Genomic DNA, 15,108 nt, shown 5'->3' with positions numbered 1-15,108 from the left:
CACGTTAAATATCTTAACTTTCCATGCTAAGGTAGCAGTTAATCATATTAAATTAAGACTTTAAAGCATGAATCATAAACTTGATCACGTTTATTTTAACATTTGATAAATACTTTTATTATTAACGCGGAAGAATAATTATGAATTATATCCATAGCACAATTGCACAATTAAAAAATAGTAGTCCTGCACAATGCGAGTTTTATCAAGCTGTTGAAGAAGTACTTGAATCACTCGAACCTATCTTAGAAAACTCAGAAAAATACAAAAAAAATGCCATTATTCAACGCTTAGTTGAGCCTGAACGTCAAATTATGTTTAGAGTTCCTTGGGTTGATGACGAAGGTAATATTCAGGTGAACAAAGGCTACAGAATTGAGTTTAATTCTGCACTTGGCCCCTACAAAGGTGGTTTACGTTTTCACCCCAGTGTAAACGCCAGCATCATTAAATTTTTAGGTTTTGAGCAAATATTTAAAAACGCTTTAACGGGTTTACCAATCGGTGGCGGTAAGGGTGGGGCAAACTTTGATCCAAAAGGTCGATCGGACGCTGAAATAATGCGTTTTTGTCAATCATTTATGAGCGAGCTCTATCGCCATATTGGCCCTACAACCGATGTACCCGCTGGAGATATAGGTGTAGGCGCGAGAGAAATAGGTTACTTGTTTGGTCAATATAAACGTTTAACTGGTCGCTATGAAGGTGTATTAACAGGCAAAAGCTTGTTATGGGGCGGATCGCTAGTACGCAAAGAAGCAACGGGTTATGGCGCCGTTTATTTTGCTGACTACATGCTACAAGCACGCGGCGATAGCCTACAAGGTAAGCGCTGTTTAGTCTCAGGCGCAGGTAATGTTGCTATTTATGCTATGGAAAAACTTTATCAAATGGGGGCAACACCAGTAAGTTGCAGCGACTCTCGTGGCACTGTGTATCATGAGTCGGGTATAGATTTAGACCTTATTAAGTGTTTAAAAGAGCAATCGCGTGATTGTTTAAGTGCATACAAACAAACTCACCCCGATGCTATTTATATTGCTGTAAATGACTACCCTAAAGATGGGCATGCTGTTTGGCGATTTAACGCAGACGCTGCTTTTCCATGCGCCACACAAAATGAATTAACACAGGGCGATGCAAACGCATTATTAACCGGCGGCTGCTTATTAGTAAGTGAAGGCGCAAATATGCCTTCTACAAAAGAGGCTATTGAGAGCTTTATTGCTGCAAAAATTGCGTATGGGCCAGGTAAAGCCGCAAATGCTGGCGGCGTTGCAACAAGCCAATTAGAAATGGCACAAAATGCGAGTATGCAAAGCTGGACCTTTGAAGAGGTTGACGAAAAGCTAAAGCAAATTATGAAAAATATATTTGTGACAGCCAACGACACCGCAATAGAGTTTGGTAAGCCAGGAAACCTTTTATTAGGTGCTAATATTGCAGGCTTTAGGCGCGTCGCCGATGCAATGATTGAGCAAGGCGTAGTATAAAAAACACGATTAAATGCCAAATCTAGCCATAAATTTATACCTAATTGTGGCTAGATTTAGTTATAAATGTGATTAGTTAATTATAACTCTATAAAGCTGAGCTATAACAGCGTAGGATCAACTTACTTTCGAATGAAAAATAGGTTTGCACCTTAGTGCATTAACACAAAAATTTATGCAAACAACTGCAAAAGCATCACTTCCAAACGCCTTACTTATTTCTATTAGCACACCACAGTTTAAAGGAGACGAAGCTACAGAGTCGCTTGCAGAACTTGCGCGCTTGGTGACTACTTTAGGGTTTAAAGTAGTAGGTACTCAATCGCAAAAGCAAAGTTCTACCCAAAAGGTTAATGTACTTGGCTCAGGCAAACTAGCAGAAATAGCGCACCTTACTGGTAATAAAGGGTCTGCTGCAGAAGAGCAAGAGGATGAAAATGTTCTTGATGACGATCCATTATCCGACATGCCGTCAGAAATCCCATCAGACGATTTAGATTTTGCTTGTGCCGATGTTGTAGTTTTTGACTGCGATTTAACGCCTTCTCAACTACGTAATGTTGAGAACCAGTTAGGTGTAGAAGTATTTGACCGTACCGGCATAATTATTGAAATATTTAGCCGCCATGCGCGAACTAAAACTGCAAAATTACAAGTTGAAATTGCTCGTCTTAATTATGTAGCGCCTCGACTTCGTGAAACATCAACCGGTGATAAAGAACGCCAAATGGGTAAAGGTGCGGGTGAAACCACACTTGAGCTAAATCGCCGTAAAGTACGTGACCAGCTAGCAGAATTAAAGCGCGAACTTGTTAGTGTTCAAGATGTAATGATGGACAGACGAACGCAGCGCTCTGAGCTATTTTCAGTGGCTTTAATTGGTTATACCAATGCCGGTAAGTCATCAATGATGCGTGCTATTACTGGCAGTGATGTAGAGGGCGAAAATAAGCTTTTTGCTACGCTAGATACTACAGTTCGTGCGTTATATCCCATTACGCAGCCTCGTATACTCGTATCGGATACAGTTGGTTTTATTAAAAAGTTACCTCACGATTTGGTTGCTTCGTTTCACTCAACGCTCGCTGAAGCACATGATGCGTCGCTACTTTTGTATGTTGTTGATGCGTCAGACCCTTCTTTTCGCTCGCAACTTGAAGTAGTACATAAAGTATTGGCAGAAGTCGGTGTTGAAGGCAGCAAAAAATTATTAGTGCTGAATAAATCAGACCAATTAAGTACTGAGCAACAGCAATCGCTGATGGAAGAATTTCCTGATGCGATGATGACCTCTACTCGTAACCCTGACGACATTAGTAAACTGCATAAATATATTGTTGATATTGCTCAAGAGGACATGATTGAAGAAGACGTTATTATACCGTACACCGCTAAAGGTATAGTAGGCGAAATTCGATCAAGTATGAGTGTGGTTAAAGAAGAGTATGAATATAGCCATATTAAATTAACAGTACGCTCAAGTGCGATTGATTTAGAACGTTTAAAAAAGAGAATGTTAGATTTATAATAAGTCCAGCACACAAAAAGCACAGCCAATTGGCTGTGCTTTTTAATCGTTGCTGAGGTAGATTTATTATTCAGAGCTCAGGCTTTTGTAGAGAAAAAATTAGGAGAAGGCTTTGTCGCTTAGCTCTTCTTGCATTTGCTCTCGCATTTTAAATTTTTGCAGTTTACCTGTTACTGTCATTGGGTAGTTTTCTACAAAGCGGATATGTCGTGGCATTTTAAAGTAGGCTAGTTTGTCTTTTAAAAACTCACGAATTGCTTGCTCATCAAGCACTGCATCTTCTTTTGGTTGGATCCAAGCGCACACTTCCTCGGCATACCTTTCATCTGTTATACCAAATATGGCAGCATCTTGAATACCCGGGTAGGTGTAAAGCACTTCTTCTATTTCGCGCGGGTAAATGTTTTCGCCGCCGCGAATAATCATATCCTTAATACGGCCGACTATGGTGACAAACCCTTCAGTATCCATTACACCTAAATCGCCAGAGTGCAGCCAACCGCTGTCATCTATTGTGGCTTTTGTTTTAGATTCGTCATTCCAATAGCAGCGCATTATACCTGCACCTTTACTACACACCTCTCCAGGTTGACCAATTTGTTGAATGTTACCCAATTCGTCAATAATTTTAACCTCGGTATGCGCAAGCGCACGGCCAACGGTCGTTACTTGACGTTCTATTGATGAATCTGTTTCGGTAATGTTGTTTATGGGGCTGCACTCAGTTTGCCCGTAAGCAATGAGCACTTGATGCATGTTCATTTGTGTTTGCACTTTTCGCATTACTTGCTCAGGGCACGTTGAACCGGCCATTACACCTGTGCGCAAAGTACTTAGGTCGTAATCGTTAAAGTTACTTAGTTCAAGCTCACTAATAAACATAGTAGGTACACCATGCAGCGCTGTACAGCCTTCTTGTTGCACGACATCAAGGGTAGTTTTTGCATCAAACGAATCACCTGGGTAAATGGCTGCAGCACCTTTACTAACACATAATAAGCTACCTAGTACCATAGCAAAGCAATGATACAGCGGGATCGGAATGCATAATTTATCATCGCTTGTAAAGTGCATAGACTCAGCAACAAATAACGCATTATTTAAAATGTTTTTATGTGTAAGCGTTGCGCCTTTTGGGTTGCCTGTTGTGCCTGATGTAAATTGGATATTAATATCTTGCTCTGCATTTAAGTTTGCACCTATTGCTTTTAATTCAAGCTCATGTGCCGATGTTGGCAAGTTAATAACATCATTAAACGCATGCATACCAGGAGATTCTTCATCACCGATACGAATTATATTTTTAAGAGTAGGCAGTGCTTTTAAATTAAGTTTGTTTTTATCGCAACTTGCAAGTTCTGGAGCCAAACTATTAAGCATTTCTAAATAATCACTCCCTTTGAAGTTTGATGCTGTGATTAAAGTTGAACATTCAACACTATTTAAAGCGTATTGTAATTCGTTAGGGCGATATGCAGGGTTAATACACACCATTATTGCGCCAATTTTAGCTGTTGCAAACTGGGTTAAGCACCATTCAATATTATTGGGAGACCAAATACCAACGCGCTCTCCTGGTTTTACACCAAGGGCCAGTAAGCCCATAGCAAGTTGATTAACTTCTTTTTGAAACTCTTTATATGTTAAACGAATATCTTGATGATGAACGACAACGGCTAAAGCCTCTGGGTTTTTGTCGACAATAAAGTCAAAGTACTCGCCAATGGTTGAATTTGTTAAAGGTGTGCTTTGTATACCTTTAAAATAGCTTTGCGATAACGGTAAGTGATTTATTTGTTCTACTTCTTTTACCGCAATAGTGTGTGTGTGCATTGCTCTCTCCATGAAAATGTGTGTGAGTTATGTAAACTACAAAGTTAAAATAAACACATATTGTCGACAAAGAGAAGAGTGGTTAGACTAATGTATTATACCAACCTGCATAAATCTTTGATCAATTTAACGAATTAAATTGCACTATAACGTCGTTAAAAATTTTTTATTTAGAACAACTAGAGCGTGTTGACCGTTCGTGATTGATTTTACAGCAGATTGTTTGGTATTTAGGCAAGGCAGAGCCTATGCAGTGTGGTTATTCCCCATAAATAGGCGATAACGCAGCATAAATGCCAAACATGCTCTGTNAGGCGATAACGCAGCATAAATGCCAAACATGCTCTGTCCTTTGGGTTCTTTCTAGGGACGATTAACTCTTTGTTGCTCGGTTTTTACTTAGCCCACTAGGTTACAAACCTCGCGCCGCGATTAAATCGCCCCTAGATTGAACAAATTTCAATCCACAAAGATCAACACGCCCTAGATACAAAAATTTTTGCCTAGTTCTAGCGTAATTTTCTTAACGTTAAATAGACCCCGTATATAAGCAGGTTGGTATGAGTACCTTTATAAAATCTAATCATGTTTTTTAGATACAAAAAAACGCGTCTTACAAAGTAAGTACGCGTTTTTAAACGAGCAATGAGTTTACATTTCGTCGCTGCGGTATGTTTTTTTCATTATATAAACGTAGGCATTTACAAATGCATTTTCTTGGTACTTTTTAAGACCCGTTTCTTCAAAATCAATAGGAATAGGATTACGCTTTACCTGTTCTTTAATTTCTGTTGTGGTAAATAAACGTACATCTAAATTGTCGATTAATTGAATCGCGGTTTCCATTTTGAATCCTTTTGCGCTGCCAGCAAATTTACCTTTTGGCTGACGCTCACGAATTGCAACAGAATCAATTTGGTAGTCTTGCATTAGTTTTGCAAAATCAAATTGAAATTTACGCATTACTTCAGTGTCGTTACCGTTACCTAAGGTAAAGCGTGTTTGGCGCACATCGCGAATATCAAATACGTCATTATCTTTACTTAAAATACAAAGTAGTACATCACTACCGGTAATTTCTACACCACATGTTCTCATGTCTATTCTCTAAAATTACTTAATTACGCAGTATTATACGCAACGTACATTAAAATGCGAGTACAGGTATAGCTGTAGGCGCGTAATTAGCGCGTTGATGCTTTTATATTTTAATTAAATGATTTTTTTTGCACTAAAAGCTACATTTTGTGCTCAAAATGGGTGGATTTCACCCCTTTAAACTTGTAATTAAATGCACAGCACGCGACAATATATGCTTGTAGTTGAATAGACTCGTCATCTACATTAATTAGTCAATGCTTATTCGTAAAAGCGTTGTCGAGCCATTCTCATTTAATTTAATAAAAATACACGTGATACATTGTAGGTGTCACCACTGTAGTAAGGATTTATAATGCCAGTTATTACTCTTCCAGACGGAAGTCAACGTAGTTTTGAAAACCCTGTAAGCACGCTTGATGTTGCAAACGATATTGGTCCTGGTTTAGCTAAAGCGACCATTGCCGGTCGTGTTAATGGCGACCGTGTTGATGCATGTGATAAAATTTGTGAAGATTCTCGCCTTGAGATCATCACCGCAAAAGACGATGACGGCCTTGAAATTATTCGTCACTCTTGTGCTCACTTAATTGGTCATGCAGTTAAGCAACTTTTCCCAGACGCAAAAATGGCAATTGGTCCTACTATTGATAACGGTTTTTACTACGATATCGATATGGAACATTCATTATCACAAGATGATCTTGAAGCAATTGAAAAGCGTATGTTGCAACTAGCTAAAACAAACTACGACGTAGTGAAAAAAACAGTAAGCTGGCAAGAAGCACGCGATACATTTGAAGCGCGTGGCGAAACATACAAAATAGAAATTTTGGACGAAAACATTGCTAAAGATGACCGTCCAGGGTTATATCATCACGAAGAATATGTAGACATGTGTCGTGGACCTCACGTTCCTAACATGAAATTTTGCCAAAACTTCAAAATAATGAAAGTGGCAGGTGCATATTGGCGTGGTGATTCAGACAACAAAATGCTACAACGTATTTACGGCACAGCGTGGGGCGATAAAAAGCAACTTAAAGCGTATTTAAAACGCCTTGAAGAAGCTGAAAAACGCGATCACCGTCGTATTGGTAAAGCGCTTGATTTATGGCATTGGCAAGAAGAAGCGCCAGGCATGGTATTTTGGCACAACGATGGTTGGAGCATTTACCGCGAGCTTGAAGAATTTGTACGTGAAAAATTACGCGAATATGAGTACGAAGAAGTAAAAGGTCCTATGATGATGGACCGTTCACTTTGGGAAAAATCAGGTCACTGGGAAAAGTATTCAGAAGCAATGTTTACCACTGAGTCTGAAAAGCGTGAATACGCAATCAAACCAATGAACTGCCCAGGACACGTGCAAATCTTTAACCAAGGTTTAAAATCGTACCGTGATTTACCACTTCGTATGGCTGAATTTGGCTGTTGTCACCGTAATGAGCCATCAGGCGCATTACACGGCTTAATGCGTGTACGTGGCTTCACACAAGATGACGCTCACATTTTCTGTACCGAAGAGCAGATAATGGACGAAGTTTCAGCGTGTATTAAGATGGTTTATGATACATATGAGACATTCGGGTTTGAGAAGATTGTAGTTAAGCTTTCAACTCGTCCAGAACAACGCATTGGTGAAGACCATATGTGGGATAAAGCAGAGCTTGCTTTAGCCGAAGCACTTAAGCTAAATGATATTGAATTTGATTATCTTCCGGGCGAAGGCGCATTTTACGGTCCGAAAATTGAATTTACTTTGTACGATTGTTTAGACAGAGCGTGGCAGTGTGGTACAGTGCAATTAGACTTTGCATTACCGGGTCGTTTAGGCGCTACCTATGTAGCAGAAAATAACGAACGTCGTACACCTGTAATGATACATCGTGCCATTTTAGGTTCTATTGAACGCTTTATTGGTATTTTAACAGAAGAGTACGCTGGTTTATTCCCGACTTGGCTTGCGCCAAAGCAAGCGGTAATCATGAATATTACCGATAAACAGGCTCCTTATGTTAAAGAAGTTGTACAAAAATTAAATAAACTTGGAATTAGAGCCGCTGCTGACTTGAGAAATGAGAAGATTGGCTTTAAAATCCGTGAGCATACACTTAAGCGTATTCCATACTTGCTTGTTGTTGGCGATAAAGAAGTTGAACAACAAGAAGTAGCAGTGCGTACTCGCACAGGTGAAGACCTAGGCAAATTTAATGTCGATGATTTTGTAGCTAAAATTAGCGAAGAAATTAAAAATCGACAGTAAAAATCGAGCGTGTAAGGCATTAACAAACAGCCAATTACACGCTTATATTATTGATATTCTTGGAGGAACGTACTATTAGAGGCGGCAAGAAAGGGCAACAAACAGCTCAAAAAAATCGTATTAACGAAGAAATTACAGCGCAAGAAGTTCGTTTAATTGACATTGAAGGCGAACAAGCTGGAATTCAGTCATTACAAGACGCGCAAACTATGGCCGATGCAGCGGGTGTTGATCTTGTTGAGATCAGTCCAAACGCTGAGCCGCCTGTTTGTAGAATCATGGATTACGGTAAGTTCATCTTTGAAAAAAGCAAAGAACTAAAAGAGCAGAAGAAGAAGCAAAAGCAGATCCAGATAAAAGAAATCAAATTCCGTCCTGGTACGGATGAAGGTGATTATCAGGTTAAGCTTCGCAACTTACGTAAGTTCTTAGAAGCTGGCGATAAAGCTAAGATTACTATCCGCTTCCGTGGTCGTGAAATGGCTCACCAAGAAATTGGTATAGAATTATTAAACCGTATCAAAACCGATTTAGAAGAACTTGCAGTAGTTGAGTCTTTCCCAAATCGTGTTGAAGGTCGCCAAATGGTTATGATGATGGCGCCTGTTGCTAAAAAATAATTTTTAAGCGATAATACGCACCGAAATTAGCTCAGGTCTGCAAGTAATATGCGAATATTCACCTGAGTTAACCGGTTTTAAAGTAAGATTGCGGCATTTATGCTGGGTCTTCACCGGAACATGGCAGTAAGTTAGGCCTAAAAGTGGAGCTATAGAAATATATCTCACGCCTGCTTACTAATTTAAAAGCAATACAATTTGGAGTTATTGCAATGGCTTATAAGCTAAAAAGTCACAGTGGCGCTGCTAAGCGTTTCAAAAAGACTGCTTCTGGCGGTTTCAAGCGTAAACAAGCGCATCTTCGTCATATTCTGACTAAGAAAACTTCTAAGCGTAAGTTACACCTACGTCCTAAGATGATGGTTCATAAAAATGACCATGGTCTAGTTTCACGTATGTTACCGTTCGCTTAATAGGGGTTTTTAGAAATGGCAAGAGTTAAACGCGGCGTTGTCGCACGTGCACGTCACAAAAAAGTTTTAAAACAAGCAAAAGGTTACTACGGAGCACGTTCACGTGTTTACCGCGTAGCTTTCCAGGCTGTTACTAAAGCGGGTCAATACGCTTACCGTGACCGTCGTGCGAAGAAACGTACTTTCCGTCAATTATGGATTGCACGTATCAATGCTGCTTCACGTCAAAATGGTCTGTCTTACAGCCGTTTTATCAATGGTCTTAAAAAGACATCTGTAGAAATCGATCGTAAGATCCTTGCAGATATCGCTGTTTACGACCAAGTTGCATTCGCAGCGCTTGTAGAAAAAGCAAAAGAAGGCCTAGCCGCTTAAGCTTTTTCATATAAGTATTAAAAAAGGAGCCTATGGCTCCTTTTTTTGTGCCTGTAATTTAATAACTTATACCAATTCGCTTAAGTAAGTAATCTATTTTGAGGGTGGAAAAACGTGCTGATAGCTAGGCAAAAAATTCGCTATTTAGTTGTTCTAAATGAGAATTTCTTAACGCAGGTAGCGACACGTTTAGCTCCTAAAAATGATTAAGTATTATTGCGGATTGGTATTACTTTGGTTTTAATAATTTAGCGGAGTTGTTTTATGTGTTTTTTAAATTGGGTTTATAATACCAATTCCATTAAGTATGTGATCTAAATTTTACGCCGAAAAAATAATTCAGTTCTAGGCGTAAATTGATGTAAATGGTGTTCCCTTTGCGAAATTTACAACAAAGAAATGGGTTGTTTTAGCAAGTAAAATAGATCAGCTATTTATTGGAATTGGTATAAATAGTAATGTAATGAATGACTGTACTTAATAGTGTTATAAAGCCTTAAAAGACATGCGTGAATGAGTGACATGTAATTGGCTGTATTTTTTTGTTGAATCACCGCAGTTTTCTCATTATAAAAAATTTAGTTGATATAATTTATATAATTGAGGCGTTTGTTAGAGAATTTTATGTTTGCAAGTTTACTAGTTTTATCTGCAAGTGTGGCGTATGACGCGCACTTACCTCCACTCATAGAGTGGCAAGGAAAAAGTGTAGAGCTTTTACAAAAAGAAGGTCCGTTAACTACCGACTTTGAATTATCTTCAGGTGAAGCGTCACCAAATTATGCAAATACAATGGCATTCGTAGATAGGTTAGTTGCTGCAAATCCGACTCAGTTTCAATCTCAAATTATTGGCTATAGTAATAGCAAGCGTGCAATAAAAATGCTAATTGCCAGTGAGCAAGGCTTTTTTGAAGCAAGACAAATGGCTAATAGTACAAAGCCGACTATTTTTATTCAGGCAGGTATTCATTCTGGCGAAATAGACGGTAAAGATGCCATGTTTATGCTACTTAGAGACATAGCGACGGGTAAGCGTCGTGACATTTTAAAAAAGGTAAACATATTATTTATTCCTATTTTAAATGTAGATGGACACGAACGTAGCAGTGCATTCAATCGCATCAATCAACGGGGCCCTGCAAAAATGGGCTTTAGAACAAATGCAAACAACCTTAATTTAAATCGTGATTTTACTAAACTTGATACGCCAGAAGTTAGAAGTGTTTTAAAGGTTATTAACGACTACAACCCAAATTTATACATTGATGTACACGTAACCGATGGTGCAGATTACCAATACGATGTGACTTATGGCTACAATCCAGTATTTTCAAGCGAGTCGCCTGCGGTATCTGATGCACTAAACCAGTTTTTTAAGCCTCTGATTGACGATACGCTGGCTGAACAAGGCCACACGCCAGGGCCACTTGTTTTTGTTATGGACAAGCGCGACTTTAAAAAAGGATTAGCGGGATGGGTTGCCACGCCGCGCTTTTCAAATGGTTGGGGCGATTTAAAGTCATTACCGACTATTTTAGTAGAAAACCACTCATTGAAGCCTTACAAGCAACGTGTATTAGGAACTTACGTATTTTTAGATGGTGCTATTACTGCGCTATCAAAGCACAGCCATGAATTAGCTAATGCAGTAAAAAAAGAACAGGAATTTGTTCCTAAACAGTTAATAGTAAAGCGTGGCTATTCCAAGCAAGCTGATACAATTGCGCAGTTTAAAGGTATTGAGTATTCATCAAGCATGAATGCACTTTCTGGCCAAAATGAAGTTAAGTATTTAGGTAAAGCACACACCTATACCGACTTACCTATTTATTGGCAAAAAGATGTACAGCACACAGTTGAGGTCCCTAAAGCGTTTTTTATTCCGCCTGTATATGGCAATATTGTTGAAAAGTTAAAGCTACACGGTGTCTCTATTAATAAACTTGAAGGGGCGAATACACAGCCTTTAAAAGTAGCTAAAGTAAAAGACTATACGTTTGATAAAGCACCATTTGAAGGGCGTTTTAGAGTGTCAGCAACTTTTGATTATGTGCCTGCTATCAATGTCGATTTAGATGGTTGGTATCAAGTCAATACCCAACAAAAAGCAGGTGAGCTTGCTGTGCATTTGTTGCACCCTGAGGCACCTGATTCATTTTTTGCTTGGGGGGAATTTAATACAATTTTTCAGCGTACTGAGTACATGGAAAATTATGCGCTAATTCCGTTTGCACGCCAAATGTTAAAAGACAATCCAAAGTTAGCGCTTAAGTTTGACGAGAAGCTTAAAGATAAATCATTCGCGAATGACGCTGATGCACGATTAAATTGGTTATATGAGCAAAGTCCATTTTATGATCAAGCGTACTTAAAGTATCCGATACTTATGTCATTCGAAGAAGAAGTGGTTATCCCGGATCAAAAAAGTAAAGAAATCTAATATGCAAATAATAACTATACCCGTCACTGCATTTGCACAGAATAGCCGTATCATTGCGTGTAGCGAAACTAAACAAGCGGTAGTTGTGGATCCTGGTGGCGATGCAGAAAAAATAATCGCGGCCCTAAATGAGCATAAATTAAAACTAAATGCTATTTGGTTAACGCACGGGCATTTAGATCATGTGGGTGCGGCAGATATTTTGCGAAATCAATTTAACGTACAAATTATTGGTCCACAAAAAGATGAGTACTTTTGGTTTGAAAACTTGCCTATGCAAGCACAAATGTTCGGGTTTAAAGCTATTGAGCCGTTTTATCCAGATATTTGGTTAAACCATAACGACACCGTAAGCGTAGGTAAACTTAGCTTTTTAGTGAAACATTGCCCGGGGCATACACCAGGTCACATTGTGTTTTATCAACAAGAGCACGAGTGCGTTATAGTAGGTGATGTTATTTTTAAGGGCTCAGTAGGGCGCACTGATTTTCCTAAGGGGAATAGTGAGCAACTTATTGAATCAATTAAAACGCAAATTCTTACACTGCCGGATAGCACTAAAATTTTAGCTGGACACGGAAGCGACACGACAGTCGGTTTTGAAAAACAAACAAATCCCTTTGTCAGTGGTAAGTTTGGTTAAATAACTTATTTAAGGTTAGTTAACTGTATAAAAATTAAAAATAAGCAGACTGTGTTTTAAAATGGCTGTATAATTTAACCAGTTTATTTGATAAATAAGAAATAAAATGTCTCTAAATCACGTAGATCGCCAAATATTGGCACTTTTACAACAAGATGCTAGTTTATCAACCGCAGAAATTGCAGATAAAGTAGGCTTGTCTCAATCTCCATGCTGGCGTCGAATTGCCAAGCTAGAGCAAGATGGTTATATAAAAAGCAAAGTGGCTCTTTTAGATGAGAAAAAGCTTGGCTTTGATATGCTGGTATACGCACATGTGCGTTTATCAAACCACGGTAAAAAGAACCTTGCTGAATTTGAAAAACTTATAATGAGTTACGATCAAGTCACAGAGTGTTACACAATGGCCGGAACAATGGACTTTATGCTGCGCATAATTTCACAAGGCATTGAAGGGTATGAGCACTTTGTTCGCGATAACTTGTTAAGCTTAGAATATGTACAGGAAGTACATTCTAACGTAACTATGACATGTGTAAAACGCAGTACTTCTCTTCCTTTATAAAGCACTTCTTTGTAAAGCTAAACCCCTTTTAGTTTAGCTTTACCGCACAATGACAATTGTTAACTGAGCGCTATTTTGATAGAATTTAGCGCTTTTTTTATACCCATAACTCCATTTGAGGAACTCAATGTTTAACTTACTCAGTAGGGCGCCTAGCTCTGCTAAAAACGATATTCTATCTGGATTAACTGTGGCGCTTGCCTTAGTTCCAGAAGCTGTTGCGTTTGCCTTTGTTGCAAATGTAGAACCTTTAGTTGGTCTATATGCCGCGTTTATCGTTGGTTTAATTACGGCTATATTTGGTGGCCGCCCTGGTATGATTTCAGGTGCAACCGGTGCACTAGCTGTTGTTATGGTAAGTTTAGTACTTGATCATGGTGTTGAGTACCTATTTGCAACTGTGCTGCTCATGGGCATACTGCAAATACTCGCCGGTGTCTTTAAGCTCGGGAAGTTTATCCGCATGGTTCCCCATCCGGTAATGCTTGGTTTTGTAAATGGCTTAGCCATTGTTATATTTTTAGCCCAATTAGGGCAATTTAAAGTCCCTGATGGTATGGGTGGACAAGAATGGATGACGGGTAATCCGCTATACATTATGCTTGGATTAGTGGCTTTAACGATGGCTATTATTCAGTTTTTACCAAAACTAACTACGGCTGTACCTTCTACGCTAGTTGCTATTATTACAGTAACAGCTTTAGTAATTGGCTTGGATTTAGAAGCGCATACTGTTGTTGATTTCTTAAAAGGTATGACTGGCGACGAAGCTGCAACAATTGCTGGCGGTTTACCGCAATTTCATATTCCAATGGTACCGTTCACATTTGAAACGCTGCAAATCATTTTTCCTTATGCACTTATTTTAGCGGCTATTGGTTTAATTGAATCTTTATTAACGCTTAGTTTAATTGACGAGATTACAGAAACCCGTGGTCATAGTAATAAAGAGTGTATAGGCCAAGGCGCTGCAAATATTACTTGTGGTATGTTTGGTGCTATGGGTGGTTGTGCAATGATTGGTCAATCAATGATCAACATTAACTCAGGTGGTCGCTCGCGTTTATCGGGTATTAGTGCCGCTTTAATGCTACTGGCGTTTATTATTTTTGCTTCAAGCTTAATTGAGATGATCCCATTAGCTGCGCTAGTGGGTGTTATGTTTATGGTTGTATTAGGTACGTTTGAATGGGCTAGCTTTAAAATGATGAAGCGTGTGCCTCTATCTGACGCCTTCGTAATAGTACTTGTATCGGGTGTTACGGTTGTTACTGATTTAGCGATTGCAGTGTGTGTAGGTGTTGTTGTATCTGCGCTGGTATTTGCTTGGCAGCATGCTAAACACATATACACAACGAACTACATTGATGAAGACGGGGCTAAAGTATATGAGCTACATGGTCCACTTTTCTTTGGTTCAGTTAAAAACTTTGCAGAATTGTTTGATGTTAAAAACGACCCTAAAAATGTCATTATTGAGTTTAAACATAGCCGTGTATCAGATCACAGTGCAATAGAAGCGATAGATACACTCGCTGATAAGTACACTAAAGCGGGTAAGCAACTTCACTTACGTCATTTGAGTAAAGACTGTACGCAGTTACTACACAAAGCACGCGATTTAGTTGAAGTAAATGTAATTGAAGATCCTACTTATAAAGTAGCCTCAGACAAACTAGCTTAATTTACACCAAGCTGTTTATGTCTAAAAAGCGAAAGGTGAATTAACCTTTCGCTTTTTTAGTGCTTCGACTATCTGTTTGCGGTAAGACTCTTAAAAAGCAAGGTAGGCTGTAGTGCTATGCAAACTCATAAATCTATATAATAAGACT

At 38.9% G+C, this 15,108-nt stretch carries 12 protein-coding genes; 10 read left to right on the top strand and 2 right to left on the bottom strand.

From position 1 onward, the window contains the following. The first annotated feature begins 140 nt into the window (after positions 1–140). On the top strand, positions 141–1,493 hold the full coding sequence (gene gdhA, locus I6F49_RS04730; RefSeq protein ID WP_197178754.1) for an NADP-specific glutamate dehydrogenase: 1,353 nt from the start codon (positions 141–143) through the stop codon (positions 1,491–1,493). A 175-nt stretch (positions 1,494–1,668) separates the two neighbouring features. Next, positions 1,669–3,021: a GTPase HflX gene (gene hflX, locus I6F49_RS04725; protein WP_166419060.1), complete on the top strand. Its 1,353-nt coding sequence runs from the start codon at positions 1,669–1,671 to the stop codon at positions 3,019–3,021. 99 nt (positions 3,022–3,120) lie between these two features. Here the strand turns inward: hflX and I6F49_RS04720 are convergent, their stop codons facing one another. Continuing rightward, a complete protein-coding gene (locus I6F49_RS04720) occupies positions 3,121–4,854 on the bottom strand; it encodes an AMP-binding protein (RefSeq protein ID WP_197178753.1) in 1,734 nt (577 codons plus the stop codon). A gap of 651 nt (positions 4,855–5,505) precedes the next feature. Continuing rightward, entirely contained in the window at positions 5,506–5,952 is a 447-nt protein-coding gene (locus I6F49_RS04715; protein WP_007582681.1) for a DUF3010 family protein, read from the bottom strand. A gap of 355 nt (positions 5,953–6,307) precedes the next feature. On the opposite strand from I6F49_RS04715, the gene thrS reads away from it, so the two are divergent. The 8 genes from thrS (at position 6,308) to I6F49_RS04675 (ending at position 14,960) form a co-directional block, all read left to right on the top strand. After that, positions 6,308–8,218: a threonine--tRNA ligase gene (gene thrS / locus I6F49_RS04710; protein ID WP_166419058.1), complete on the top strand. Its 1,911-nt coding sequence runs from the start codon at positions 6,308–6,310 to the stop codon at positions 8,216–8,218. Positions 8,219–8,277: 59 nt separating this feature from the next. Beyond that, positions 8,278–8,838: a translation initiation factor IF-3 gene (infC, locus tag I6F49_RS04705; RefSeq protein ID WP_007375325.1), complete on the top strand. Its 561-nt coding sequence runs from the start codon at positions 8,278–8,280 to the stop codon at positions 8,836–8,838. 212 nt (positions 8,839–9,050) lie between these two features. After that, the gene (gene rpmI / locus I6F49_RS04700; RefSeq protein WP_002960713.1) at positions 9,051–9,251 is read left to right on the top strand and encodes a 50S ribosomal protein L35; all 201 of its coding nucleotides are present in this window, start codon (positions 9,051–9,053) and stop codon (positions 9,249–9,251) included. A gap of 15 nt (positions 9,252–9,266) precedes the next feature. Beyond that, positions 9,267–9,626: a 50S ribosomal protein L20 gene (gene rplT, locus I6F49_RS04695; RefSeq protein WP_002960711.1), complete on the top strand. Its 360-nt coding sequence runs from the start codon at positions 9,267–9,269 to the stop codon at positions 9,624–9,626. 624 nt (positions 9,627–10,250) lie between these two features. Continuing rightward, the gene (locus I6F49_RS04690) at positions 10,251–12,068 is read left to right on the top strand and encodes a M14 family metallopeptidase (RefSeq protein ID WP_197178751.1); all 1,818 of its coding nucleotides are present in this window, start codon (positions 10,251–10,253) and stop codon (positions 12,066–12,068) included. A 1-nt stretch (position 12,069) separates the two neighbouring features. After that, on the top strand, positions 12,070–12,711 hold the full coding sequence (locus tag I6F49_RS04685) for an MBL fold metallo-hydrolase (RefSeq protein WP_197178749.1): 642 nt from the start codon (positions 12,070–12,072) through the stop codon (positions 12,709–12,711). A gap of 106 nt (positions 12,712–12,817) precedes the next feature. After that, positions 12,818–13,276, top strand: coding sequence for an Lrp/AsnC family transcriptional regulator (locus I6F49_RS04680; RefSeq protein WP_007375323.1), 459 nt, complete (start codon positions 12,818–12,820; stop codon positions 13,274–13,276). Positions 13,277–13,403: 127 nt separating this feature from the next. Then, on the top strand, positions 13,404–14,960 hold the full coding sequence (locus I6F49_RS04675) for a SulP family inorganic anion transporter (RefSeq protein WP_197178747.1): 1,557 nt from the start codon (positions 13,404–13,406) through the stop codon (positions 14,958–14,960). The last annotated feature ends 148 nt before the right edge of the window (positions 14,961–15,108 follow it).

This window comes from Pseudoalteromonas sp. SWN166 (assembly GCF_015864485.1).
In the GTDB taxonomy this organism is placed as follows: domain Bacteria; phylum Pseudomonadota; class Gammaproteobacteria; order Enterobacterales; family Alteromonadaceae; genus Pseudoalteromonas.
The sequence above is the reverse complement of the archived record's forward strand: the minus strand, read 5'-3'. Positions and strand labels throughout refer to the sequence as shown.

Excerpts from the sequence above, each read along its gene's own strand:
- I6F49_RS04675 (WP_197178747.1), top strand. The coding sequence starts at position 13,404 with ATGTTTAACTTACTCAGTAGGGCGCCTAGCTCTGCTAAAAACGATATT.
- I6F49_RS04685 (WP_197178749.1), top strand. The coding sequence starts at position 12,070 with ATGCAAATAATAACTATACCCGTCACTGCATTTGCACAGAATAGCCGT.
- gdhA (WP_197178754.1), top strand. The coding sequence starts at position 141 with ATGAATTATATCCATAGCACAATTGCACAATTAAAAAATAGTAGTCCT.
- hflX (WP_166419060.1), top strand. The coding sequence starts at position 1,669 with ATGCAAACAACTGCAAAAGCATCACTTCCAAACGCCTTACTTATTTCT.
- rpmI (WP_002960713.1), top strand. The coding sequence starts at position 9,051 with ATGGCTTATAAGCTAAAAAGTCACAGTGGCGCTGCTAAGCGTTTCAAA.
- I6F49_RS04715 (WP_007582681.1), bottom strand. The coding sequence starts at position 5,952 with ATGAGAACATGTGGTGTAGAAATTACCGGTAGTGATGTACTACTTTGT.
- thrS (WP_166419058.1), top strand. The coding sequence starts at position 6,308 with ATGCCAGTTATTACTCTTCCAGACGGAAGTCAACGTAGTTTTGAAAAC.
- I6F49_RS04690 (WP_197178751.1), top strand. The coding sequence starts at position 10,251 with ATGTTTGCAAGTTTACTAGTTTTATCTGCAAGTGTGGCGTATGACGCG.
- rplT (WP_002960711.1), top strand. The coding sequence starts at position 9,267 with ATGGCAAGAGTTAAACGCGGCGTTGTCGCACGTGCACGTCACAAAAAA.
- I6F49_RS04720 (WP_197178753.1), bottom strand. The coding sequence starts at position 4,854 with ATGCACACACACACTATTGCGGTAAAAGAAGTAGAACAAATAAATCAC.
- I6F49_RS04680 (WP_007375323.1), top strand. The coding sequence starts at position 12,818 with ATGTCTCTAAATCACGTAGATCGCCAAATATTGGCACTTTTACAACAA.